We start from the raw sequence: 25,086 nt of genomic DNA, 5'->3' as shown, positions 1-25,086 counted from the left end.
GCTTTATTTAAAAGCACAGAGCCAACCATGCTTTAGCTTACTTTGATACTGCAGGAGTTGATACCTTGATTGGCAAATATACTTGTGCACTTAAACCGCCTTCTGGGCGGTTTTCTAGTTTTACTTTACCGTCATGCATATCAACAATGCGTTTAATAATGGCAAGGCCTAAGCCACTACCTTCACTTCCGCGAGCTGCATCGCCTTGTTTAAAGGGCTCAAACACAGACTCTAGTTCGTTTTCAGGAATACCGGGGCCATTATCGTTTACAGCGATAACTACATACTTTTTGTTTGAATTAAAGTAGCTAAGTACTTCAATATCGCCCTCAGAATAACGCAGCGCATTACCAATCATGTTGGTAATTACACGTTTAATAGCTACAGAGCTTAAGGGTATATTGCCTATATTTGGATTACTTTTAAACGTAATAGTACGTTGATGCTGAAGCTCAGAATTAACAACCTCGGCAACTAAAGCATTTATATCTTCGCAGCTTAGTTCTTCACGTTTATGGTGGCGTAAATACTCAATAAACTGATCGATAATCCCGTTCATATCTTCTATATCGTAAATAATACCTTCACGAAGATAGTCATCTTCATCAACCATCATTTCGGTGGCTAAACGGATACGCGTAAGCGGCGTACGTAAATCATGCGATACACCAGCCATTAGTAAACGGCGGTCGTTTTCAAGTGCGGCAATTCCGCGCGACATTTGATTAAACGCGCGCGTTACTTCTATTACTTCTGTTGAGCCTTCTTCTTCTAATTTGGTAGAAAAATCGCCTTTACCTACTTTCACTGCAGCTTGTTGCAGTGCTTTTAATGGCCTATTAAGGTGCCTTGCAAACAACCACCCACCCAGCACACTTAAAAAGCCAATACTTGATAAGTAAAAAGTTAAAAACTCTAAGTTATTCTCTTTAAAACCTTTAAGCGGTACTTTTACCCAATAACCTGGCGCTTGCGGTGCTTCAACCCAATAAATCAATGGATCAGTTTGGCTAATACGTACACGAGAATAACCACCAAGTTGCTCAGTCATACTACGCGATAGCATAGAATATTCGCGGCTTTGTCCAAGCCCTTGACGCATTGCTTCGCGCTGCGTCATCACTTCGATGCCGGTAATTTCAAAAAACTTCGCAGATACTTCGTCGTTTATTTCAACGCCATCTTCCCAGTCAATAAATACCGTTTTAATTTGCTTAGCAAGCATCAAGTTAACTTGCTCAATAGTTGGTTTTACAACATAAAAACTAACCGTAACATAAGACACTATTTGATTTATTAGCAACAAAGCCGCCACTAAAAAAACAGTTTGCCCAAAAGCACTGCGCGGAAACATGCCCATAAATATTACTTTTCACCGTCGGGAACAAACACATACCCCAAACCCCAAACGGTTTGAATATATCGAGGATTAGCAGCATCTACTTCAATCATGCGGCGAAGTCGCGACACTTGCACATCAATACTTCGCTCAAGCGCACTGTAATCACGTCCACGCGCCAAGTTCATTAGCTTATCGCGGCTAAGTGGCTCACGCGGATGCAAAACAAGCGCTTTAAGCACTGCAAACTCACCACTGGTAAGCGATATTGTTTTATCCCCTTCACTCATTTCGCGCGTTGCTAAATTAAGGGTGAATTTACCAAAAGCGATTAAGTTTTCTTCAGCAGCAGGAGCACCTGGCACTTCTTTTGCGCGGCGGCGTAAAATTGCTTTTATGCGAGCAAGTAGCTCACGTGGATTAAATGGTTTTGGAATGTAATCGTCAGCGCCAAGTTCAAGACCAATAATACGGTCTACTTCGTCGCCCTTTGCAGTAAGCATAACAATAGGAATTTCATTTTCTTTTTGGCGTAGGCGGCGGCAAATAGATAAGCCATCTTCGCCTGGGAGCATTAAATCGAGAACCATTAAGTGAAAGTTTTCGCGCTCTAGGAGTCTATCCATTTGCTCCGAGTTTCCTGCGGTTCTAACAATAAAGCCTTGCTCTACTAAGTAACGTTCAAGCAAACTGCGTAAGCGCATATCGTCATCAACAACTAATACTTTTGTGGTCTCGTGTCCCATAATCTCTTTCTTATTTTTATATCCAATTACTAGTTAATATAAATGAAAAACTTAATAATCAAAAACTAATTACTTGCTTAGATTGTTACTGAACATTTCAAAGCTTCCTTACTCGTATTTTATTACATTTTACGCTCGACAAGTTTTGGCAAATTTAATAACGTGCACACCATTAGAGTTAATAAAGAATTGGCCATGAAAACAAATTTAGTTACCCGCGAAGGTTACTTGCAATTACAACAAGAGCACGATCAACTATGGAACGTAAAACGCCCAGAAGTAACAAAAATAGTTAGCTGGGCAGCCAGCCTCGGAGATCGCTCTGAGAACGCAGACTATCAATATAACAAGCGATTGCTGCGCCAAATTGACCGCCGAGTACGCTACTTACGCAAACGCATACCAGATTTAAAAATTATTGACTACTCTCCGGTGCAAGATGGAAAAGTATTTTTTGGTGCATGGGTTGAAATTGAAAACGAAGAAGGTGATGTTAAAAAGTTCAGAATTGTAGGTCCTGATGAAATTTACGACCGTAAAGATTACATATCAATAGACTCACCTATGGCGCGTGCGTTGATTAAAAAACAAGTGGACGACGAATTTGAAGTGACCACTCCTCAGGGAAAAAAGCAGTGGTATGTAAACAGTATCGATTACCAAAAAAAGAAATAAAAAGTTTTGATTCAGATCATGTTAACTTTTGATTGTGTAAATTAAAGCAATAAGCTATAACTGAATTATTCAAGTTGATTTGTTTAATTTGAAAGCAGTTAATTAAGGTCGTGATTATGTCAAACATGGTACAGCGCATATTTAGTAATGCCGTATTGTTTGCACTTTTAATGAGTGTAAGTTTAACGCTGCATGCCAGCAACACTGACGTAAACCTTGATAACGCTAAACTATCTAATCACTTTATTACTTGTGATATTCCTGACCAAGCAAACCTCGATTTTGACGTGGACTCTCACGTTAACACTATTACCTTTAGGTCGCCTCAACCACTTCCTAATGTCGTAGATTCTTTTTATAAGAGCACTAATCTAAACAGACCTTTTAGCACTGCATACCAACGCGGACCACCTAGCTATTTAATTTAATTCATTATTTTACAACTTAATTAAATTTTATAACTACTAAGGTGACTACTATGTCTAACTTTAAAGAATTACGTACCCAAAATATTTCTCATGGCGTTATTGCTAGCACATTTGCAGATGATCAACCATTAATCGATTTATCTTCTCCAGCGCTAAAAATGGTGAATAACTTTACTCAAAAAACACCTATTCGTGCAGAGCATGGAACAACGATTACAGATGCACTTAAACAAGTAAGTGCACAACAATCTGACTTTGTTTTAGTAACAGACGAACACCAAAAATTAATTGGCCTAGTTTCTAGCGCCGATTTACAAAGCTCTAAAATTACTATTATTGCAGAGCGCTTAAATATGCAACGAAGCGAAGTAAGCTTACGTGACATTATGACACCAGTTAACCGCCTTACAGGTGTAAGTATGCAAAGCTTAAGCTACGCATGCATTGGTGATGCGCTGCAAACGATGGAGCATCAGGGCACAATGTTTTTATTAGTTACAACAGCGAGTAACGAAATTTGTGGTTTAATTTCAGCTCGCCAAATAGCTAAAACATTACATATTCCTGTACATATTTCACCTATTGCTCACTCTTTCAGTGAGGTATTAGAAAACATTGAGCACCCTCACTAGGGCGCTCTTTTAGTTGAATTGATTTGCTCCCGACCCAACCATCTTAAAGCAAGTAAAATAGCTTGCTTTAAGAGCTTTTCATTACTACCTCCTGTGATATTATTCAAGCAATTAACAGCGCCAGTAACACGCTTCTGGTCTTATTTTATTGTATAAAAAGGTTTTTGCATGAGCGATATCTCTGCACGTTTAGCCGGTGAGTTAAACGCACAGCAGCAACAGGTTGTTGCTGCAACAAAGTTACTTGATGAAGGCGCAACTGTTCCTTTTATTGCCCGCTACAGAAAAGAAGTTACAGGCGGCCTAGACGACACCCAATTACGCCTTTTAGAGCAGCGTTTATCGTATTTACGTGAACTAGAAGAGCGCCGTAGTTTTATTTTATCGACAATCGAATCGCAAAATAAATTAACGCCAGAGCTAAGTGCCGATATAACCAATGCACAAAGTAAAACAGAACTTGAAGATTTATACCTACCATATAAAGCTAAGCGCCGCACTAAAGGCCAAATAGCAATTGAAGCTGGTTTAGAGCCTCTTGCAGATGCACTATTTAAAGATGCTAACCTTGACCCAGAGCAACAAGCGGAACAGTTTGTAAGTGCTGAAAAAGGTTTTGCAGATACAAAAGCGGTACTTGAAGGCGCTAAATTCATCTTAATGGAACGCTTTGCTGAAGACGCAAAATTACTTGCTAAATTTAGAAGCCACATTAGCCAAAATGGCGCAATTGAAAGTACTGTGATTAAAGGCCAAGAGCAAGCCGGTGCAAAATACCGTGATTACTTTGAGCATCAAGAACTTCTTAAAAAAGTACCTTCTCACCGTGCGCTTGCAATGCTTAGAGCTCGAAATGAAGGTGTACTTCAGTTAAATATAAACCCAGAGCCTAGTGCAGAAAATTCAGCACAATTATGTGCAAACATGATTGCTGAGCATTACCGTTTAGATATTAAATATAAAGCGGCAAGTCCTTGGTTATTAAACGTTGTTCAATGGGCGTGGAAAGTTAAGCTAGGGTTACACCTAGAGAATGAGTTTTTTGCAGCAATGCGCGAAAAAGCTGAAGCCGGGGCAATAGATGTATTTGCTAAAAACTTAAAAGATTTATTAATGGCTGCACCTGCAGGCCCTCGTACTACTTTAGGTCTTGATCCAGGCCTTCGTACTGGCTGTAAGATTGCCGTTGTTGATAGCACAGGTAAATTACTAGCTACACAAACTATTTTCCCTCATGCACCACAAAATCATTGGGATAAATCAGTGCGTACGTTAGAGCAACTTTGCCGTCAGCATAAAGTTGAGCTAATTGCGATTGGTAACGGTACTGCATCACGCGAATCAGATAAGTTGGTTGCAGAGCTTATCAAAGCAAACAGCGAACTTAAACTTAGTAAAATTATGGTTAGCGAAGCAGGTGCATCGGTTTACTCAGCTTCTGAATTTGCAGCTAATGAATTTCCAGATTTAGATGTTTCTATACGAGGGGCTGTCTCTATTGCACGCCGCCTTCAAGATCCTCTTGCTGAACTTGTTAAAATTGAGCCAAAATCAATTGGTGTTGGCCAATACCAACATGATGTATCGCAAAGCCAATTAGGCCAGAGCCTTATTTCAGTAGTTGAAGACTGTGTAAACTCAGTAGGCGTAGATTTAAACATGGCCTCGGTACCCTTACTTACACGCGTATCTGGCTTAAACAAAACATTAGCGCAAAATATCGTTAATTATCGCGATGCTAACGGCACATTTACTAAACGTAGTGAGCTTAAAAAGGTTGAGCGTTTAGGGCCAAAAGCATTTGAACAAGCGGCTGGTTTTTTACGTATTAACAATGGTAGCGATCCACTAGATAACTCATCAGTACACCCTGAAGCTTATCCTGTTGTTAAACGCATTTGTGAACGCAATAGCTTAGATGTCAGTAACCTAATTGGTAACAGCGACTTTTTAACTAAACTTGCTGCTAACGATTACACTGACGAAAAGTTTGGCTTACCAACCGTTACCGACATTATTACTGAGCTTGATAAACCTGGTCGAGATCCTCGACCTGAATTTAAAACAGCTGAGTTTAAAGCCGGTGTTGAAAAAATTAGTGACCTAAAACCAGGTATGATTTTAGAAGGCGTGGTTTCAAACGTTGCTAATTTTGGTGCGTTTGTTGATGTAGGTGTTCACCAAGATGGTTTAGTGCATATTTCAGCAATCACGAATAAATTTATATCAGATCCGCGTGAAGTTGTTAAAGCTGGTGATATTGTAAAGGTTAAAGTTGTTGAAGTAGACGCTGCACGTAAACGCATAAGCTTTACTATGCGCTTAGATGACGATATTGACACAAGTAATAAGTCAGCAGCTCCAGCTACGCAAAAGCCACAAGCACGTGCTAATAATTCGCAACCTCGCGCTGCAAAGCCTAAACGTGACAACGGTAATGCGTTAATGGGCAATGCATTTGCCGATGCGTTCGCTAATGCTAAAGTAAAAAAATAATACTTGTACAACTAAACTAAAACGAAAAAAACCGCGTAAGCGGTTTTTTTGTGGTTATGTTTTGCTAATTATTAACTTAACGCTGAAAAACTACTTTGGCTCGCTGGCGATGTAGCCATTTGATAAAAGTTAGCAATACGCCCCGCCCGTGCTTCAACATCGGCATCACGTGTTTGCTCGTCACTTTTAGCTGTTTTTGTATCGCTGCTTTCATCGCTAGAGAATGACGCTTCAAGTTTACTTTTTGCGTCTTCGTCGTCTTCTTTTTCAGGTTGTGCAAGCTCAGCTTGAGCCGCTGCTAGCTTTTGCGTAGCATCTGCAGCAATAGAGCGATCAGCTCCTGAAGGCTCTGCAGGCGCTAATGCGGCAGCGCGTACCGTTTGCATTTTGTCTATAGTCGCTTGCGGGTCACCCGGAATTTCTGATACATCTATTTGTACTTCTCCGCCAACTGCGTAGTTAGTACCATCTGGGCCACGTTGATACTCATAACTTGGCGAGCCAGCATATTGCCCGCCTACAGAAGCGTGTGCTTGTTCGTGTATTCGTACTTCAGTATCCCGTGCTTTTAGTTCTGTAATTTGTTGTTGTTCTTGTTCTAATTGCAGCTCTTCTTGCTCAGATTCTTTTTTCTCAATTGCTTCACTTTCTTGCTCAGTGCCCTCAGGGTTTTCTGAGTTTCCATCGCGCTGCTGAACTGACTTTTCGTCTGCTATTTTTCCCGTTGCGCTATACGTCGCACCATCGCTACTACCTGGCAATTTTGCTTTTTCAGCATCACTTTGCGCTTTGGTTTCTGTGTTGCTTGCGCTACTAGATGCGGGAGCCGGAATAACTTCGCGTAGTTGGTTGTCACGCCGTGCGGTTTCCGTATAAACATTTGCGGTGTTTATATTGATAGACGGAAATGGCGTGACAATATTCATAATACTAAACTTTAATATCGATTAACGTGCCAAGTACATCATCGGCCGTTTGAATTGATTGCGTATTTGCCTTGGCATTAAACTCTTCAACTTTTAAGTTAACAAGCGCTTCATCAACACGAGCTGGTTGTGCTACTGGTGCAGTAATCGCTTCTTCAGGGCGTGCTGCCGTAAGCTGACGTTGCTGCGCTAATTGCGCGTCATCTTGTTGTTCTATACTGGCACGGTTAATCTCAGCACTGGCTTTTTCAATACCTTGGCTAGCTCGGTTAAACCCTTCTATACCACTATTAAATACTGATCCGATTGGCATATTAAAACCTCCACCAAATAAATATTGTTTAATTATCGCTCAGGTTCTGCTCAAAATAAAGCTTTAAACAGCGCTATTCTTAGCTCTATTTTAAAGCATTGATTTAACGACAGATAAAAACTCACTTTTATGAGAAATAAATGGTGCATGAGATGCTTTATCTAGTACTTCATATTCAAACTCAGTATTTAGTGCTGACATTTTGCTAATTGATTTATAAGGTACTAAAGCATCAAGCCGGCCAAATACTCCTCTAATAGGGACTGGGCAATGAGTAAATAAGTCACGTAAATCGTCGTTTTGTAAAATATCTAAACCAGCACTCAGTGCATCGCTTTGGGGTGCGCGGTACTGATTTAGCAATTGTTTAAGCTGCTTTATATCATCACGCGCCGACTCGCTACCCATTGCTTGAATAGCTAAGAAGCGCTCTATTGTTTTTTCTCGATGATTAACTAACTGCTCTTTAAACTGCGCCAATACATTCGCTTTTATTCCAGGCCAATTATCTGCCTCTGCAAAAAAAGGAGTCGATGCTATTAAAATAACTTTAGATACCTTTTCAGGCCAATGTTTAGCAATATAAAGTGCAAATAATCCACCTAACGACCACCCCATTAAAATGCTCTTCGGCTTTAATTGCTTACTCAAAATTTCTGCTGCATCATGCAAAGTATAAGGGCTTGGGCACACATCGCTATTACCAAACCCAGGTAGGTCATGGCTACGTACATTTCCTGAATATAAAAACTCAAGTTCTGGCTGTACTAACTGCCATACGCCCTGATTCATTCCCCAACCATGTAATAACACTAACTCATTTTGCATATTTGCCTAACCTTTACCAAACTTAGGCTCATCATAACGTTTAGAAAGGCGATTGCAATGCAAGGAGCGAGTCTGTGAAACAAGCCGTTTTAAATTGGTTATTTCCCTCTTATTGCGTGCAGTGTCAAAACTCGATTGCGACCTCTTTAGGGCTATGTGATTATTGCCTTGAAGATTTACCATTGTTTGATTTTAGTAAGCATACGAGTTTATTGCATCGACCTGATATTATTGAGATGTTTCCTAATTGCGAGTTTGATAAATTATTTGCATGCGCTTTTTATCAGCCTCCCTTTGAGCATTGGCTTAAAAGGCTAAAATTTAATAATCAAATTCATTATAAAAAGGCATTGCAGCAAATTATACAAAAACAGTTAACGCAGTTTTTTGAGCAAAGCCCTAACTTGCCAGATACCTTTATTATTTTACCTCTTCATAAAAGCCGCTTTATTACTCGTGGATTTAATCAGGTAAGCCAAGTTTGGCAACCCTGTTTAGCTAATTACGCCCCACTAAGTAATGTTCTTATTCGCGATAAAAAAACACAAGCTCAGTCGGAGCTATCCAAAGCAAAGCGTATAAGAAACTTAAAAAATGCCTTTATTTGTACACAGGATATGGCCGGTAAAACAGTCGCTATTGTTGATGATGTGATGACGACAGGGGCAACATTAAACGCAGCTACTAGTGCACTAAAACAAGCAGGCGCTAAACAAGTGTGGGCTTTTACAACTTGCTTAACGCCTATTTAATTATTAAAAAGTATTAAACCAATCCGCAATAATATTTAATCATTTTGCGGGGCTAAACGTGTCGCTACCTGTGTTAAAAAATTCTCATTTACGACTGCATGGATGCAGAAGGTAGAGCAATTGCCGAGAACAACTAATTAGCGAATTTTTTGCCTAGCTATCAACACGTTTTTCCATCCTCAAAATAGATTACTTAATTAAGCTAATTGGTATTATTCGCCATTTGCACGAAACGTATGACCAAAAAATAACGCATTGCTTAGTAGTCGACTAGTCCCATACCAGTAACCCCTAAATACAGGATCGTCGGTCATGCCTATTACTGTACCTCGTCCATATGAGTGCGCAATTAAGCCAGCACCACCAGCAACTTGCTCAACATTAACAGCATCGGTAAAACCCGCTAACAATGGCTTTTTAGTATAGGTAAGTACATTTACAAACGGTGCATCGGAAGCTTCTAGCAACCAAGTACTGTTTTTGAATACGGGTAATGTATTGCGTTTAAGTGAAAATGTAAGTGGGTGAGTTAAATCTACATTAGTATTAAAAATAGCTCCTGCAATGCGTTGACGTCCTGCTAAATGGTCCTTATCGCCATAACTTAAACCTGTCGTTTTAAATGCACTCGCTACATCTTGTCTTGATAGATAGCTTGCTTTGAGTAATTGCTGATCAGCTAAAAATTTAGCGCCGCCTTTGTGACCCCAAATAACGCCGCCTTTTCTTACCCAGCTTTTTATAGCCACTTTGTCGGTATCAGATAAGCTGTTGTAGTTACCATGAGCAAGTACTATATGGCTGTAATTACTGAGTTCAATAGAGTTTAAACGCTCCATTTCAACAATTGTTGGCGCAACACCTACAAAGCGATCGAGGTAATACCATACTTCCCCAGCTTCGTACTGGCTTACGCCTTTACCACCTACCAATAATACTTTTGGCTCGCTAACAACCGCCATTGTACGAGACCCTAAATCGGCTCCTTTGCTTGTAAGACCTGAGTTAATAGGCTTGATTGCAATTCCAAACTCGTTTTGTGCTTTATTTAATATTCCAACCCAATCATTATTCGTTTGTAAGCCTGCTGGCACAATAATACTACCAGCATCAAAGCTTACTTCACTTGAGTTTGATTTGGCTGTTAATGGGCTTAGCGCTACACGCGCTTTAATACCTTGCTTTAAAAGGCTGTTTAGCATTTTAGGTGCTAGGTAATCATCCCACGAAAAGCCAAACGCATAGCCTTGCTCAAGTGAAGCAAAAGAAGGTTTTACCGCTTTTTGCCACGGTGTACTTGCAACCTCTAAACCCCAACTGCTTTTTACTTTTGCAAAAGGTAAGTTAAACGCATGCGCTAAAGTCCAGCCAGATACGTCATAAAAGGTGTTATCAGCAAAGTTTTTTTGCTCGCTAAAAATAGCTTTTATTAGGCGGTACTGTGGCTGGGCTAAGGGCACAAAGTAACTATTGGTTGTATAGTTGTTGCCATTTGCCTTGAGTGATTTAGTAAGCGAAAAAGCATCTATTTGATGTTGTTTCAACAACCCTAAAAAATCTTTAATACGAGTGTTGTCATCCGCGCCCTCAATTACATAACCTTCAAAGCTTTCATCACTGGCTAAATCAGTAGCTTGATTATAAAACTTAGCTTGGTAATCAAGTAATGCTTGGCGGTTATCAACAGCGGCTTTAAAGGTAGATAAACTCGTTAATAGTTGATTTTTAATAGTAAAGGGAAAGCTCAAAGGTCCATTTATAGTGTCTTGGATATGCCCGCGAGAACTTGCTTGCTCAAATAAAATACCTACACCACCATTTACGTCAGGATAAGTTGAGCCTTTACCGTAATAGAAGTCGTCAAAGCTTTCTTCGGTAAAGTACAGTGCGTTGTTTTCATCTAACGTTTTTGCGTGATAGTTAGCAATCGCTTTAGTTAACGTTACATTTTCATCCGGTGTTATTGGGTGTTTACGACTAGGGATACCTGGCTGAAAAAAGTAACTGCTGTTTGGTCCCATTTCATGAAAATCTGTTAAAACATTTGGTTTCCACTGATGAAATTTAGCAATACGCGCGCGCGATTCAGGATGTTGTAGTAATAACCAGTCACGATTTAAATCAAACCAGTAATGATTGGTACGACTGCTTGGCCAGTTTTCAACATGTTCACGAGTTTTAGGGTCGCTTGATAAATTCATACCTCGGTTACTGTTGGCCCAATTAGCAAAACGAGCAAGTCCGTCAGGATTAAGCGAAGGGTCGAGTAAAATAACCGTGTTATTTAATAACTCATCTATTTCAGCGCCTTGTGCAGCAGCTAAGTAATACGCCACCAGCAAAGATGAGTTACTACCTGATGGCTCATTACCATGCACACTGTATCCCATCCATACAACGGCAGGCTGTTTTGTAGAATTAGCATCTGATCCATCGTTACTTAAGCGTGCTAAGTGAGCTTGGCGTGTCTGCTCTATGCTTGATAACTTATCAGCTGCTGTAATTGTTAGCATGACAAGGGGGCGTTGTTCATGTGTGCGGCCAATCACTTCAAAATTTATACGGTCGCTTTTATCAGCAAGTATTTCCATATAACGTACGAGCTGATCGTGTCTCACGTGCCACTCTCCTACTTCGTAACCGAGTACTTGCTCAGGAGTAGGAATTGAAGGGTCAAATTTTACATCTTGTTCAAAATAATACGAAAGTGGCTTAGCTACACTTGAAAAGCTAAGCAACACCACCATTAATGTTAATACCAAACGCATATAAATCACTCAAAAAATGTTCGTTGTTTGCACGCTACCATTGCTTAAAATAGATGCCAACTTTTTACGCTCAACACTAGCCGCAACACGATGAGCGGAGTATGATACGCAGTATCCGAGTAATTTAGTCAAGTATAGATGGTTTTATGATTTCTATTTCCGAAACAGCGCAAGCGCATTTTGCTAAACTATTAGCAGATCAATCACAACAAACCAATATTCGTGTGTTTGTTGTAAACCCTGGTTCATCACAAGCGGAATGTGGTGTGTCTTATTGTCCAGAAGACGCTGTAGAAGCGAGCGATATTCGCCTAAACTTTAACGGTTTTGATGCCGTTGTAGATGCAGAAAGTGCTCCATTTTTAGAAGAAGCTGAAATCGATTTTGTTACCGACAAAATGGGTACTCAGTTAACGCTAAAAGCACCAAATGCAAAGGCGCGTAAAATAGGTGACGATGCATCGTTAAACGAACGTGTACAGCACATGCTAGAAACCGAAGTAAATCCACAACTTGCTAACCACGGTGGTCAAGTAAGCCTTGTTGAGATTACAGCTGCAGGTATAGCTATACTTCAGTTTGGTGGTGGTTGTAATGGTTGTTCTATGATCGATGTAACACTAAAAGAAGGCATTGAAAAAGAAATGATAGCTAAGTTTGAAGAAATCACCGGTGTTGCTGATATAACAGAACACGAAGCGGGCGATCACTCTTACTATTAGGCCTTGTAAATGCTAAAGCAGCTTATCTATCGCTTAGGGAGCAATCCTAAGCTGAGCTTAAAGCGCTTTTTTCGCGGCTTAGCACTGTTTGTGCTAGCCGTGATATTCATATCTATTGGGTATTACACCCACTACAGCTTACAAATAATTGGCGTTATAATTTTACTCCCCGCATTATTTTTTGCCGGTTGGGGCTACTGCGGTATTTTTGCCAATCGTTTTTCACAAGTTTTAAAAGATATGGGCCCTAAACACCATGACCCCGATCTCTGGAAATAAACCATTTATTTAATCTAATAGCTGATTATTTATTTTTAAGTGGTGATATTTAATTATTAATGTAACCCCGCGCATTAACATAAAACAGCTCATAGCCAGCCATAACCCGTTATTTTGCAAGTCTATAAACACCCAAAACACACCAAAAAAGCCAACTCCAGCTGAAAGTATCATACTGTTACGCATGTTCTTTGCTCGCGTAAGCCCTACAAAAACACCATCAAACAAAAAGCAACTCATGGCCAAAATTGGTAATACTACTATCCATGGTAAATAATGCGTTGCCTCTTGAATAACCTCTGGCACATTGGTTAAAAGCTTGATTATGGTGTTGCCAAATAATGCAAAAAATAGGCTATATAACACACCAAAAAGCATACCCCAAAATACGCTTATTTTAACCCACAGCTCTATGTTTTTAACACTTCCTTGGCCTTTCGCTTGCCCTACTTTTGCCTCAGAGGCGTAAGCAACGCCATCAAGAGCAAAGCTCACCAACATTAAAAAATTAAGTAAGACAGCATTAGCAGCTAATGTAGTTTCGCCTATACGCGCCGCGTAAAATGTCATAAAACTAAAGCATAATTGCAGTATTAAAGAGCGAATAAATATATCTCTATTCAAACTCAATAATTCAGCCATTTTGCTAATACTCAACCAATTCGGTACATTTAGATCAATGTCTTGTTTTTTAGCTAGTTTAGCCACTAAAAACAGTGCAAATACTAGTGCTGTATAGTCAGCAATAAGTGACGCCCATGCAGCGCCTGCAACTGCCCAATCTAAATAAACAACAAAATAAATATCGAGCACTATATTAACGATATTAGTGACGAGTAATAAATAAAATGGACCTCGACCATAATGCACACCAAGCATCCAACCCAGTAACACTAAATTACATAATGCTGCTGGAGCACTAAAAATACGAATGCTAAAATACTGATAAGCTTGGTTAAGTACGTCGCCATTGGCTGCGGAGAGGTAAGCTATAGCGTGCTTTATTAATGGGGATAACACAATTAATAGCACGGCCACTGCGCTTGCAAGCAATAGGCTTCGTTTAAGTAAAGCGGCAAGTTGGGTTAAATCGTTTTTTCCGTATGCTTGTGCCACGAGTCCCGTGGTGCTCATTCTTAAAAAACCAGCAAGCCAAAATAAAATAGATATAACTGCAGAGCCAAGGGCAATTCCAGCTAAGTAATGAGCGCTTCCTAAGTGCCCAATTACAGCAGTATCAACAATTCCTAACAACGGCACTGTGATATTTGATAGTATCATCGGACCCGCTAACAACAGCAAGCTTTTATGGTGTGCCTTATTATGTATAAGAAATTGTTTCATTTAGTGTTATTTATCCTCATTAGTGTATCTGTACGGGCTCAAGCAGCCATTATTTTACAGTATCATCATGTTAGTGAAACCCTACCCGCTGTCACGAGCGTTAGCGCCAATACATTTACGGAGCACTTAAGCTATTTAAAAGAGCACAACTTTAACGTTATTCCTCTTAATGAGTTAATTAGCGCGCTTCAACAAGGTGAAACTTTACCTGATAAAACTCTCGCCATCACCTTTGATGATGGCTATAACAATAACTATGAACAAGCCGCACCTATTTTAGAAAAGTTTGGCTACCCATACACTATCTTTGTAAATCCTAAATTAATAGACGAAGGTATGAGTTACGTAATGGGGTGGGATAAGCTCAAAGAATTATCTAAAAAAGGGGCATTAATAGCCAATCATAGCGGACAACATGATTACTTACACCTTAAGCTTGAAAACGAAACCGATGCACAATGGCAATCACGTATTAAGCAAGATATTCTTAACTCTCAAAAGCGCATAAAAGAAGAAATAGGCCACGACTATAAATACTTAGCATACCCGTATGGTGAGTTTAATAACGAGCTGCAAGCACTCGTGACAGAGCTTGGTTTTGTGGGTATTGGCCAGCACTCAGGCGCTGTAAATAAAGATTCTAATTTTAGCCGCTTGCCGCGTTTTCCTGCATCAGGCTTTTACAGCAAGCTAGAAACCCTTATTACTAAGCTCAACTCACGCGCGTTTAATATCACCAATTTAACTTATCAAGATAGCGTTACACAGCAAAATCCACCCACGCTCACAATGGAATTTAAGATGGGTGATTTTCATAAGAGCCAATTTGCCTGTTATGTATCAAGCGTAGGCCAAGCAGATTTAAAATGGATAACTAAAAATACTGTCGAAATCACCTCACCAAAGGTGCTTAATAAAGGGCGTTCTCGTTTTAATTGCACGGCCCCTTCTATTTCAAGCCCTGGTGATTACTTTTGGTTTTCGCAGCCTTGGGTAATTGAAGCATCTAAACCTTAACGGCCTGATGTAAAAGCCGCTGGGTTATTTTATCCAGCGCAACTATCTCGTCAGCTGCATTTAGCTCAGCAGCTGCTTTAGGCATACCCCATACCACAGACGAATACTCATCTTGAGCCAAGGTATGTGCTCCGTTTTGTTTTAGTGCAAGTAAACCTTTTGCGCCATCACTCCCCATTCCTGTTAGTATGGCTGCAACTACGTTTTTAGCCCCAGTTTCAACTAATGAGTTAAACAACACATCTACCGCAGGTTTATGTCTGTTCACCGGCTCGCCATCATCAAGCTGGCAATACAAGCTAACACCTCGTTTTTTAATACTTAAATGAAACCCACCCGGTGCTATATAAGCCCAGCCTGCGCTAAGCTTATCGCCATGTTCAGCTTCTTTCACATTTATCGTGCATGTACGATTCATTCGCTCAGCAAATGAAGCGCTAAACACAGGAGGAATATGCTGAGTAATTACAATTGGCGGGCAATTTTGTGGCATTTTAATAAGCACTTCTTTTATAGCCTCAGTCCCCCCCGTTGAAGCACCTATCGCTATTACTTTATTAAGTAAAAAATGAGAATGAGTATTAATAGGCTCATTTGTGACGACCGTTTTTTTATAGCTTCTTACTCTTGCTCCAGCAGCTATTCGCACCTTTTGTTGGACAAGTGATGCATATTGGCTCAATTGCTCTCTTACGTTATTAGTAGGCTTAGCTATAAAATCAACAGCCCCTAATTCGAGCGCTTCTAGTGTGATAGGAGAGCCTTTTTGTGTCAGTGTTGAAATCATCACTACTGGCATTGGTCTTAATCGCATTAAGTTTTTTAAAAAACTAATACCATCCATTTTTGGCATTTCTACGTCGAGCGTTAATACATCAGGACTGAGTTTTTTTATCATTTCGCGAGCTTCGTAGGGATCCTCAGCACTCCCCACTACTGTAATGTCTTTAGCTTGTTGTAATATTTCAGTGAGTAAACGCCTAATTAAAGGGGAGTCGTCAATTATTAATACTTTAATCATGCATACTCCTAAAACAGCTCTATATCGGTTACTACTTCTTGCTTTTTAAGGTTTTGTAAGTAACGGACTTCGCGTTTTTCAATCGTATTATTATGTAGGTTTTTAAGTTTTTTCATATGAACTTTACCAGTGTTCGGGTGAAAAAATATTTTTCGCGGCCACGGCCCCCCCATATCATGGGCAACTAGATTTAATGCCTCTTCTTTAATATACGCTGCTGCAAAACTAATATTACCCAGCCCTATATCAGTCATCGCACTAATAATTTTCCCCCCGCCAAAAAGTTTTACTTTTAGGTTACACCGAGACGCGCCATTTTTTAAAACTTCGTTTATAAGATACTCCATAGCCCAATTACCGTAGCGACAACTTAAACTATGCGCATTTTTAAGTTCTACTCCCTTTTGAATTGGTAACATAAAGTGATTCATCCCGCCAATACCAAGTACTTCATCGTATACACAAGCCGCAATACACGAACCCAGAACTGTAGAGATCAGTTCATTATTTTTAGAAACATAAAACTCACCCGGAAGTACTTTAGCAACAACGCTACCTCGGCCCGAATCCCAGTATCGTTTAATATGTTCAAAGTTAGGTAATACCGGCCTAAACTCAGCGTGCATTTTGTCCCTTTTGGTACATAGTTTTCCCTAAGTTTTTGAATTGTGAATGCTCTTTACCCATACTTTCTGAGTGACCTAAAAACAAATAACCTTGTTCATTTAATATATTGGCGTAACGCTTAAAAAGCTGATCTTTTGTTTCTTTATCAAAGTAAATAACAACATTACGACATAAAATAAGATCAAATGATCCTTTCATTGGCCAGTCTTGTAATAAGTTTAAACGCTTGAAAGAAATAGACTCTTTTAGTTTATCTCTAACTTTATAATTTTCACCGTCTTTGCTTTTTAAAAACCAACGCTTAAGTTGCACGTCATCTAAGCCATTAACATTCGCTGCGGTGTAAATACCTTTTTGTGCTTTTGCCAATACATTAGAATCTAAATCGGTTGCTAGTATTTTTACATCCCAATTGCTCGGAAATGCGTTATTTAAAGTCATCGCCAAACTGTAAGGCTCTTCCCCTGTGGAGCAACCTGCAGACCAGATTCTTACTCGCTTACTGTTTTTATTTGCCTTTAAAAGAGCAGGTACAAGCTCAGATTTTATAAATTCAAAGTGATGTATTTCACGAAAAAAAGACGTTAAGTTCGTTGTTATTGCATTAATAAAGGCATCAAACTCCTGATCTTTATGGCTATTTAAATACTCTAAGTAAGCTTTAAAATCAGTTAATTTACGCTCCCTAATACGTCTTGCTAAGCGTGAATAAACCATCTCTCGCTTATGATCCCCTAATACAATTCCACATGCGCTGTAAACTAAACTGGCAATTTCCTTAAAGTCGCGGTCGGTACACAAAAACTCTTTCATTGTCCGCTCCCAATTAAACCTAACGCTAACAAGTAGTGCCTCGCTGTAACTATTTATTAGACGAGGCATAAAAAGGCTAAATATTAAAACTCTTCCCACTCATCAGCTGAGTCTACAAAGTTATCGCCCCTTGGCTTATTACTCACAAAACGACTTTGCGGCTTATGAGATAGTTCAGGGGTTCGCATAGTTGATGACATCATTGTCATCTCTTGCTGATCTACTGAGAAAAAGTTAAGTAATCGGCGCATCTCATTAGCTTGCTCAGCCATAGACTCACCAGCAGCAGAGGCTTGCTCTACTAGAGCGGCATTTTGTTGCGTCATTTCGTCCATTTGAGAAATAGCTTTGTTAACTTGCTCAATACCCGCACTTTGTTCTTCAGATGCCTCCGTAATATCAGAAATCATTTGCGTCACTCTTTGCACCGACACAACAATCTCTTTAAGTGTAGCGCCCGACTCATTAACTAATTGAGAACCATCAGCTACTTTGCCTACACTATCTCGTATTAACTCTTTAATTTCTTTCGCTGCGCCCGCAGAGCGCTGCGCTAAATTACGAACCTCACCTGCAACAACCGCAAAGCCTCGACCTTGCTCACCCGCTCTTGCTGCCTCTACAGCGGCATTAAGCGCTAATAAATTCGTTTGAAACGCGATTTCGTCTATTACACCGATAATATCTGCAATTTTTTTGCTCGACTCATTAATTGCCGACATGCTCGTAACAGCTCTATTAACAACTTCACCACCTTGAATCGCTTTTTCACAGGTTTCTTCTGCCAAGTCGTTTGCTACTTTTGCGTTATCAGCATTTTGACGAACGGTACTGGTCATTTCCTCCATACTTGAAGCTGTTTCTTCAAGTGACGAGGCTTGCTCTTCTGTACGTTGGCTTAAATCAGCATTACCTTGAGAAATTTCTTCTGCACCACTGGCTACTAACGTTGCCGATGAATTTATGCGATTAATCACTTCTGTTAATTTATCTGCCGTAGCATTTGCGTCGCGTTTAAGTTTATCAAATGAACCTTTGTATTCTTTTTCAATACGTTTTGATAAATCACCACTTGCCATCGCATCGAGCATATTGCCAGTGTCGGCAACGGCATCATCAACTATTTTAACTAAGCTATTTAATCCTTGAGCCAAACGTAAAAAGAACCCTTCCTTCCCGTCTTCTGCAACTCTTGTATCTAATTCGCCATTACCTGCAGCACCAATAAGCTCAGCGATTTCTTTTTCAAGCGCAACTTCATTGGTTCTATCTTCCCACTCAACAATGGTGCCTAAATGCTTTCCGTCTTGACTGATCCAAGGTGAAGCAATCAAGGTAAAAGTGACACCTGCTAACAGTAGCTCGGCTTTATAGGGCTTATCTAGGTTTTTTAATAAATCACGTTGATGATTAGGGTGCTTATGAAAATCATCAACACAGGTGCCAATTAAATTATCAACAGAAAAGCTTGGCAATACGGTTTGTAATTCTTTTTCGCGGACTTTTAGCATTTGCTGAACACGGTCGTTCACAAATACTATTTTAAGGTTTTCATCAGCAATCATTACGTTTGCTTGGCAAACTTTAAGCGCATTTGCTAAATCGGCTGCTTTGCGAGATGCCTTTTCAAGCTCTTTTTGTTCAGTAATATCAGATGCATATTTAATCACTTTAAACGGCTTGCCGTTCATATCATAAATTGGATTATAAGATGCTTGAATCCAAACCTCCTGACCCTGCTTTCCTATTCTTAAATATTCCCCTGAATCAAATTCACCGCGACCTAGTTTGGCCCAAAATTCTTTATATTCGATACTATTTGCATGTTCGGGATCAATAAAAAGCCTATGGTGCTGGCCTTTAATCTCGCTAAGTTGATAGCCAAGCGCATTTAAAAAGTTAGCATTGGCATCAATAATAGTGCCATCTAAATTAAATTCGATAACCGCTTGAGATTTACTTATAGCACTAATTTGCCCTGAAGCTTCTGCTGTTATTAACTTTTGCTCAGTCACGTCGGTGGCAAACTTAACTACTTTTAATACTTGCCCTTGCTCATCAACAATTGGGTTATAAGTTGCTTGGATCCATACCTCAGTTCCACCATTAGCATTACGCTTAAACTCATCTGAGATAAACTCGCCATTACGCAGGCGTTGCCAAAAGTTTTTATAATCGTTGCCCTGAGCTTCATCTGGGTCAACAAACATCGAGTGATGCTGACCTTGAACCTCCTCAAGACGATAGCCCATCGCGTTTAGAAAATTCATATTTGCAGTAATTATTTTTCCGTTAGGTTCAAATTCAATCACCGCTAATGATTTATTCAATGCGTCTACAATTAAATCATTACTTGATTTTGACTGCTTTGGATTACTAAACCATCCCATGCTCATCACCACCTTTAAGTTTATTATTCATTTAGTTTCTATTTGCTAAATATTCATTGTTTTTTGCAGGTCAATTAGCGCTACCATTTTTTCACCAACATTCACCAACCCAGCTACATATTCACAATTACTCGATTCAGACAAACTAGGAACCGCTTTCGCATCTTGCTCCGCAATACTGTAAACATCAGAGACGGCATCAACAGCAACACCTATAATTTTACTACCTAGTTCAAATTCTATTTTGACAACGATAACCACCGTTAATGGTCCATAGTCGACACTTGGTAATCCAAAACGCAACCGTAAATCAATAATTGGCACTATTGTTCCGCGTAAATTAATAACGCCTTTTACAAATTCAGGTGCATTGGGCAGTACTGTAATTTCTTCCCAACTGCGAATTTCTTGTACTGTTAAAATATCAACGCCATATTCTTCATCAGCCATAATAAAAGTTAAAAACTGTTTTACACCTTGCTGTTGCTGAAGATTTAATTGGTTACTTAACTGGCTTTGATCTGAGCTCATAACGCCTCCAAAGTGGCTTGCGTTTCAATAGTTAGTTCTTGGCTACCTGGCTTTTTTAAGCCTGAGAGCTTTATTAAGCCGCTAATGTCCACAATCAGCGATACACGCCCATCTCCTAAAATGGTAGCACCCGATACGCCATCCACTTTATGGTAGTTTGCCTCTAAACTTTTAATAACAACCTGCTGTTGAGACAGTAAATCATCAACTAATAAACCCACCTTTTGGTTATCTGTTTCTACAACAACAAGCAGCGTTTTATCGAGTGATTCAATAGCATTTTTATGATTAAAAATATCGTAGAGTCTTAATATAGGAATGTATTCGTCTCGAAGCCTCAATACATCAAGGCTTTTACCCACTCGACTCACTTTTGCAATATCAATTTGCAGTGACTCCACAATAGAAATGAGCGGAATAATATAAGTATGCTGAGCCACCTTAACTAATTGCCCATCTAAAATAGCGAGAGTAAGGGGTAATCTAATAGTAAACGTAGAACCAACACCGGGCGCTGAGGTTACTTCCACTGAGCCATTTAATGATTGGATATTTCGCTTAACAACATCCATCCCAACTCCACGACCAGATAAGTCACTTACCTCATCCATTGTCGAAAAGCCGGGCATAAAAATAAGCTCATTTATTTCATCGTCACTGAGATGGTTATCAGCTGAGATTAATTCGTTAGCGATGGCTTTTTCTTTTATTTTTTTTGTATTTAACCCTTGCCCATCATCCATTATTTCAATAACGATGTTTCCACCCTGATGAAATGCATTTAAGGTTACTGTGCCAACGGGATCTTTACCTGCCGCCAGTCTTTGCTCAACAGTCTCTAACCCATGATCAAGTGAGTTTCTTACTAAATGCACCATAGGGTCAGATATTTTTTCCATTACTGTTTTATCAAGCTCGGTTTGCTCTCCGATCAGCTTTAGCTCAACCTGCTTATTTAGCTTTTGCGCTATATCTCGCACTAATCGAGGAAAACGACTAAATACAAAATTAATTGGGAGCATACGAATACGCATCACATTTTCTTGTAAATCACGCGTATTATGTGCAAGTTGTGCTAAGCCTTCTTGTAGTAAAGTGATTGTGGCTGGTGTGATTTCTTGTTCGCTGAGTTGATTTAGCATGGCTTGTGTAATAACAAGTTCACCTACCATATTTATTAACGAATCAACTTTATCAATACCAACTCGAATGGAGGTAGACTCTGGTGTACTTGCAGGTTTTTTATCTTTATTAGCAACGGGTTGCTTTGGCTTACTAGGTAGCTCAGCTACTTTTATTAAATCGGATGTTTCAAGCTCAACAGCTTTAGATATCTCATCTTGATTAGGTTGTATTGGCTCATCATTGCCAAATAAGCCGCCACATAATTCAACTTTTATATCGGCATCGTCTTCAACCCATTCAAACACTTCTTTTATGGCTTTTTCATCATGGCTAGTGCTTAAAAAAAAGCGCCAATGTAAAAAACATTCATCACTACTTAAATCGGTGATTTCTGGAACTTCATCGTAAAATACAGTGGTTTCTAACTCACCTAGCTCTTCAAGCTCACTGATCATATACAGTGGCTCGTTTCCTGTTTTAAATAAATGATGATGAGGTTTAAAGTCTATTTGATAGGTATTACTACTTGTTTGCTCTTCACAGCTTTGAGGTTTATTCTCATGTGTATCATTTTTCATTCCAAGTACATGTTCAAATTGTACTTTTAACAAATCTGCTTCGGTTAAATCTGGCTCTTGTTCACCTTGAAGTGCAGCAAGTAAAGCGCGTAAGCAATCCACAGCTTTGAGTAATAAATTAACATGCTCGGTACTAAGCTCTCGTTCACCTTGGCGAATTTGATCTAGTAATGTTTCAAGTACATGAGTAAAGTCAGCAACGGAGCTAAAACCAAATGTCCCACTGCCTCCTTTTATCGAGTGAGCAGCTCTAAAAATAGTGTTGATAGTTTCTAAATCTTCCTCACCTGGCACTAAGTTTAATAGCTCAGCCTCCATGGTATCTAGGCCTTCAAAACTCTCTTCAAAGAAAACTTCAAAAAATTGACTTAAATCTATACTCACACTGCGCTCCTTAGCGAATAACTTTTTTAATTACCGCTAGTAGCTGATCGGGATTAAATGGTTTTACAATCCAGCCTGTTGCACCAGCAGCTTTACCCTCTATCTTTTTTTCTAAGCCCGACTCTGTAGTAAGCATTAGTAATGGTGTAAATTTATAACTCGGTAAAGTACGCAGCTCTCGTATTAATGTAATTCCATCCATTATTGGCATGTTTACATCTGAGATCACGGCATCAAAGTCTTGCTGCTTGGCAATAGCGAGAGCTTCACTGCCATCTTTAGCTTCGGTTACATCAAACCCTGCGGTTTTTAATGTAAAGCTCACCATTTGACGCATCGATGCTGAGTCATCAACCGCTAAAATTCTTTTCATATATACCCCTAACTTTTACTTTCGGTTGTTAAGTATTGGCTTAAGCCAAGTTTATTGATTGTATGTGTTAAGGCCTCGCTACTGCCTACCCAAATGATTTTGTGCTGTATGGTAAGTAGGTGTTTTTGTAAGGCGCATAAAAGTTGAATTGAGGCAGTATCAGCAGAAATCACATCGTTAATATCAAGACAGATATCATCGTTGCTATTGAGTTCGTGCAGTAAATCTTGATGTAGTGTTTCAACTTGCGTAATAGCAAGTTCGCTTGGAAGTTTTAGCATTTAGTAGGTGCATTCCCTGTCAATTCAATTCATAACAAAAGCTTAGCCCTAGTTATTAAAATTGCCATAAAATGCTTAATTAAATTTAACCTGTCGTTAAAATACAAAAAAAGGAGCCTAAAGCTCCTTTCAAATTGGTAAAAAGTAAAAACTAGTTTTTGTAGTAATCGGCTATTTTTTTAAACTCTTTCGTTAAAGTCGTCGCATTAATTAATGGCACACTACCTTGTTTGAATTCTGGTTTAAAAATAGCTCTAACCGCTCCATTTTGATCAACCATAGCGACCGAAGCACTATGATCAACTGCATATTCTGATTCACTACTATCGCTAATCGCGTAAATTAAACCAAGCTCTCTAACAACAGGAAAAAGGTGTTTATGCTCCCCTGATACAGCTAAAAAGTCAGGATTAAAGTAATCTATATATTGCTTTCGTTTAGCTGGTGTATCGCGTTTTGGATCAACCGATAAAAACCAAATTTGCAGCGGATAATCTGCTTGTAAGTTTTTATAAACAGCATTTAACTTAGCAAGTGTTAATGGACAAATATCTGGGCAGCTTGTGTAGCCTAAAAATACTAAATTCCACTGTCCTAAAAATTGTTGCTTAGTCACTAATTCGCCGCGCTGATCGTTTAGCGTAAAATCAGACAATGGCTTTGCATTTTCGTAAACTAATGCATCTACATCTGGTGGACTATTTTCATTTGAACATGCTGATAAAAACAAAACTAAAACAACAATTAATCCAAGCCATAACTGCTTCATAAAGGGAGCCATTTATCTATAAATAAGATTACAAAGAGTACCATTAAATGAATAATCGAAAAACGAAATAAGTCCATTGCAGTCTCATCATTTCCAGCAATTTTTAATTTGACGGCTTTATATATAAACACTGCATTTAATACACACGCACCTATTAAATATATTAATCCAGACATACCAATTAAATAAGGTAATACGCAAACTACAGCGAGTAAAACAGAGTAGGCAACGACGCACGTTTTACAAAAGTCGATTCCATGGGTTACTGGTAACATAGGAATTTTAGCGCGTTCATAATCACTTTTTCGCGCTATAGCCAGCGCCCAAAAGTGTGGCGGAGTCCAGGTAAATATTATCATTACAAGTAACCAAGGGGCTGCTGCCATTTGGTTTGTTTCTGACACCCAACCTAATAATGGAGGCATTGCGCCAGCCAACCCACCTATAACAATATTTTGCGGTGTAGCACGCTTTAAAAATGATGTATAAACAAATGCATAACCTACCAATGCAAATAACGTTAATATAGCGGTTAAGGTATTAGCCCACACCATTAGCATAATAAAACCCGCAACCCCATTAACAGCTGCAAAACTAAGCGCATGTGTTTTACTTAAACGCCCTTTAGCCACAGGACGATGACGAGTCCTTGCCATTTTTGAGTCTATCTCACTATCAACCACATGATTAATAACCGCTGCAGCAGCAGAAAGTAGCCCTATACCTAACAAGCTAATAAACTGTACAGCCATACCGCGCCCTACATCAGGAGCCAGCGCTAAACCAACCCAAGCTGTTAGTACCAGCATGGCTACCACTTTAAATTTACTAATTGCTAAGTAGTCGTGCAGCAAATTATGAGTACGCGAAATTAGCGATTGAGTATTAACGGGTAGCAGTATTTTTTTATCAATTATAAGTGCCATTAT

General features: G+C 39.4%; 25 protein-coding genes. 8 read left to right on the top strand and 17 right to left on the bottom strand.

The window, feature by feature from the left end:
• Positions 1–37: 37 nt before the first annotated feature.
• Together envZ and ompR are read right to left on the bottom strand one after the other, a co-directional pair.
• Entirely contained in the window at positions 38–1,360 is a 1,323-nt protein-coding gene (gene envZ / locus H5161_RS16305) for a two-component system sensor histidine kinase EnvZ (protein WP_182769677.1), read from the bottom strand.
• A gap of 5 nt (positions 1,361–1,365) precedes the next feature.
• Positions 1,366–2,085, bottom strand: a complete 720-nt coding sequence (gene ompR, locus H5161_RS16300; protein WP_182694450.1) for a two-component system response regulator OmpR — start codon at positions 2,083–2,085, stop codon at positions 1,366–1,368.
• Positions 2,086–2,280: 195 nt separating this feature from the next.
• On the opposite strand from ompR, the gene greB reads away from it, so the two are divergent.
• From greB to H5161_RS16280, 4 genes are all read left to right on the top strand, one after another.
• On the top strand, positions 2,281–2,760 hold the full coding sequence (gene greB / locus H5161_RS16295; RefSeq protein ID WP_182769676.1) for a transcription elongation factor GreB: 480 nt from the start codon (positions 2,281–2,283) through the stop codon (positions 2,758–2,760).
• 116 nt (positions 2,761–2,876) lie between these two features.
• Positions 2,877–3,188 carry a hypothetical protein gene (locus H5161_RS16290; RefSeq protein ID WP_138489777.1) on the top strand — a complete coding sequence of 104 codons (312 nt, stop codon included), beginning with the start codon at positions 2,877–2,879 and terminating at the stop codon, positions 3,186–3,188.
• Between the two features lie 50 nt (positions 3,189–3,238).
• A complete protein-coding gene (locus tag H5161_RS16285) occupies positions 3,239–3,820 on the top strand; it encodes a CBS domain-containing protein (protein WP_039489108.1) in 582 nt (193 codons plus the stop codon).
• Between the two features lie 168 nt (positions 3,821–3,988).
• The gene (locus H5161_RS16280; RefSeq protein ID WP_182675475.1) at positions 3,989–6,316 is read left to right on the top strand and encodes a Tex family protein; all 2,328 of its coding nucleotides are present in this window, start codon (positions 3,989–3,991) and stop codon (positions 6,314–6,316) included.
• Between the two features lie 71 nt (positions 6,317–6,387).
• On the opposite strand, the gene H5161_RS16275 is transcribed toward H5161_RS16280, so the two are convergent.
• The 3 genes from H5161_RS16275 to bioH form a co-directional block, all read right to left on the bottom strand.
• Positions 6,388–7,242 (bottom strand): putative metalloprotease CJM1_0395 family protein, encoded by an 855-nt coding sequence (locus tag H5161_RS16275; protein WP_182737890.1) that lies wholly within the window; start codon positions 7,240–7,242, stop codon positions 6,388–6,390.
• A gap of 4 nt (positions 7,243–7,246) precedes the next feature.
• Positions 7,247–7,555, bottom strand: coding sequence for a hypothetical protein (locus H5161_RS16270; protein ID WP_002959563.1), 309 nt, complete (start codon positions 7,553–7,555; stop codon positions 7,247–7,249).
• Between the two features lie 90 nt (positions 7,556–7,645).
• Positions 7,646–8,383, bottom strand: coding sequence for a pimeloyl-ACP methyl ester esterase BioH (bioH, locus tag H5161_RS16265; protein WP_182769675.1), 738 nt, complete (start codon positions 8,381–8,383; stop codon positions 7,646–7,648).
• 74 nt (positions 8,384–8,457) lie between these two features.
• Here bioH and H5161_RS16260 point away from each other — a divergent pair, with 74 nt between their 5' ends.
• Positions 8,458–9,135, top strand: a complete 678-nt coding sequence (locus H5161_RS16260; RefSeq protein ID WP_182694083.1) for a ComF family protein — start codon at positions 8,458–8,460, stop codon at positions 9,133–9,135.
• 212 nt (positions 9,136–9,347) lie between these two features.
• Here the strand turns inward: H5161_RS16260 and H5161_RS16255 are convergent, their stop codons facing one another.
• Positions 9,348–11,903: a M14 metallopeptidase family protein gene (locus H5161_RS16255; protein WP_182769674.1), complete on the bottom strand. Its 2,556-nt coding sequence runs from the start codon at positions 11,901–11,903 to the stop codon at positions 9,348–9,350.
• Positions 11,904–12,049: 146 nt separating this feature from the next.
• Here H5161_RS16255 and nfuA point away from each other — a divergent pair, with 146 nt between their 5' ends.
• Both nfuA and H5161_RS16245 read left to right on the top strand, forming a co-directional pair.
• Complete coding sequence (gene nfuA, locus H5161_RS16250) at positions 12,050–12,625, top strand: Fe-S biogenesis protein NfuA (protein ID WP_002959571.1); 576 nt, start codon at positions 12,050–12,052, stop codon at positions 12,623–12,625.
• A 9-nt stretch (positions 12,626–12,634) separates the two neighbouring features.
• The gene (locus H5161_RS16245) at positions 12,635–12,904 is read left to right on the top strand and encodes a hypothetical protein (protein WP_002959572.1); all 270 of its coding nucleotides are present in this window, start codon (positions 12,635–12,637) and stop codon (positions 12,902–12,904) included.
• Between the two features lie 9 nt (positions 12,905–12,913).
• On the opposite strand, the gene H5161_RS16240 is transcribed toward H5161_RS16245, so the two are convergent.
• Positions 12,914–14,185, bottom strand: coding sequence for an MATE family efflux transporter (locus H5161_RS16240; RefSeq protein ID WP_138489783.1), 1,272 nt, complete (start codon positions 14,183–14,185; stop codon positions 12,914–12,916).
• Positions 14,186–14,227: 42 nt separating this feature from the next.
• Between H5161_RS16240 and H5161_RS16235 the strand changes: the two genes are divergently transcribed.
• Positions 14,228–15,265, top strand: a complete 1,038-nt coding sequence (locus H5161_RS16235) for a polysaccharide deacetylase family protein (protein ID WP_165724171.1) — start codon at positions 14,228–14,230, stop codon at positions 15,263–15,265.
• Here the strand turns inward: H5161_RS16235 and H5161_RS16230 are convergent.
• The 10 genes from H5161_RS16230 to cyoE form a co-directional block, all read right to left on the bottom strand.
• Positions 15,255–16,286, bottom strand: a complete 1,032-nt coding sequence (locus H5161_RS16230; protein ID WP_182769673.1) for a chemotaxis response regulator protein-glutamate methylesterase — start codon at positions 16,284–16,286, stop codon at positions 15,255–15,257. The two genes, H5161_RS16235 and H5161_RS16230, sit on opposite strands and share 11 nt — an antisense overlap.
• Positions 16,287–16,294: 8 nt before the next feature.
• On the bottom strand, positions 16,295–16,912 hold the full coding sequence (gene cheD, locus H5161_RS16225) for a chemoreceptor glutamine deamidase CheD (RefSeq protein WP_039489124.1): 618 nt from the start codon (positions 16,910–16,912) through the stop codon (positions 16,295–16,297).
• Positions 16,902–17,726: a protein-glutamate O-methyltransferase CheR gene (locus tag H5161_RS16220; protein ID WP_033020851.1), complete on the bottom strand. Its 825-nt coding sequence runs from the start codon at positions 17,724–17,726 to the stop codon at positions 16,902–16,904. Before H5161_RS16220 ends, cheD begins: the two co-directional genes overlap by 11 nt.
• Positions 17,727–17,809: 83 nt before the next feature.
• Positions 17,810–20,116, bottom strand: coding sequence for a methyl-accepting chemotaxis protein (locus H5161_RS16215; protein WP_154904132.1), 2,307 nt, complete (start codon positions 20,114–20,116; stop codon positions 17,810–17,812).
• Positions 20,117–20,161: 45 nt separating this feature from the next.
• Positions 20,162–20,647, bottom strand: coding sequence for a chemotaxis protein CheW (locus H5161_RS16210; RefSeq protein ID WP_002959588.1), 486 nt, complete (start codon positions 20,645–20,647; stop codon positions 20,162–20,164).
• Positions 20,644–22,734, bottom strand: a complete 2,091-nt coding sequence (locus tag H5161_RS16205; RefSeq protein ID WP_182769672.1) for a chemotaxis protein CheA — start codon at positions 22,732–22,734, stop codon at positions 20,644–20,646. The genes H5161_RS16210 and H5161_RS16205 overlap by 4 nt, the downstream gene beginning before the upstream one ends.
• 10 nt (positions 22,735–22,744) lie before the next feature.
• A complete protein-coding gene (locus H5161_RS16200) occupies positions 22,745–23,107 on the bottom strand; it encodes a response regulator (RefSeq protein WP_007584956.1) in 363 nt (120 codons plus the stop codon).
• Between the two features lie 8 nt (positions 23,108–23,115).
• Positions 23,116–23,388, bottom strand: coding sequence for an STAS domain-containing protein (locus tag H5161_RS16195; RefSeq protein WP_002959595.1), 273 nt, complete (start codon positions 23,386–23,388; stop codon positions 23,116–23,118).
• Positions 23,389–23,539: 151 nt separating this feature from the next.
• Entirely contained in the window at positions 23,540–24,157 is a 618-nt protein-coding gene (locus H5161_RS16190) for an SCO family protein (RefSeq protein ID WP_024595084.1), read from the bottom strand.
• The gene (cyoE, locus tag H5161_RS16185; protein ID WP_182769671.1) at positions 24,154–25,083 is read right to left on the bottom strand and encodes a heme o synthase; all 930 of its coding nucleotides are present in this window, start codon (positions 25,081–25,083) and stop codon (positions 24,154–24,156) included. The genes H5161_RS16190 and cyoE overlap by 4 nt, the downstream gene beginning before the upstream one ends.
• Positions 25,084–25,086: the final 3 nt, after the last annotated feature.

Origin of the sequence: Pseudoalteromonas sp. SG43-5 (assembly GCF_014164345.1) — a bacterium.
GTDB lineage: Bacteria > Pseudomonadota > Gammaproteobacteria > Enterobacterales > Alteromonadaceae > Pseudoalteromonas > Pseudoalteromonas distincta.
Note: the sequence above shows the minus strand (reverse complement) of the source record. Positions and strands in the feature narration are given on the sequence as shown.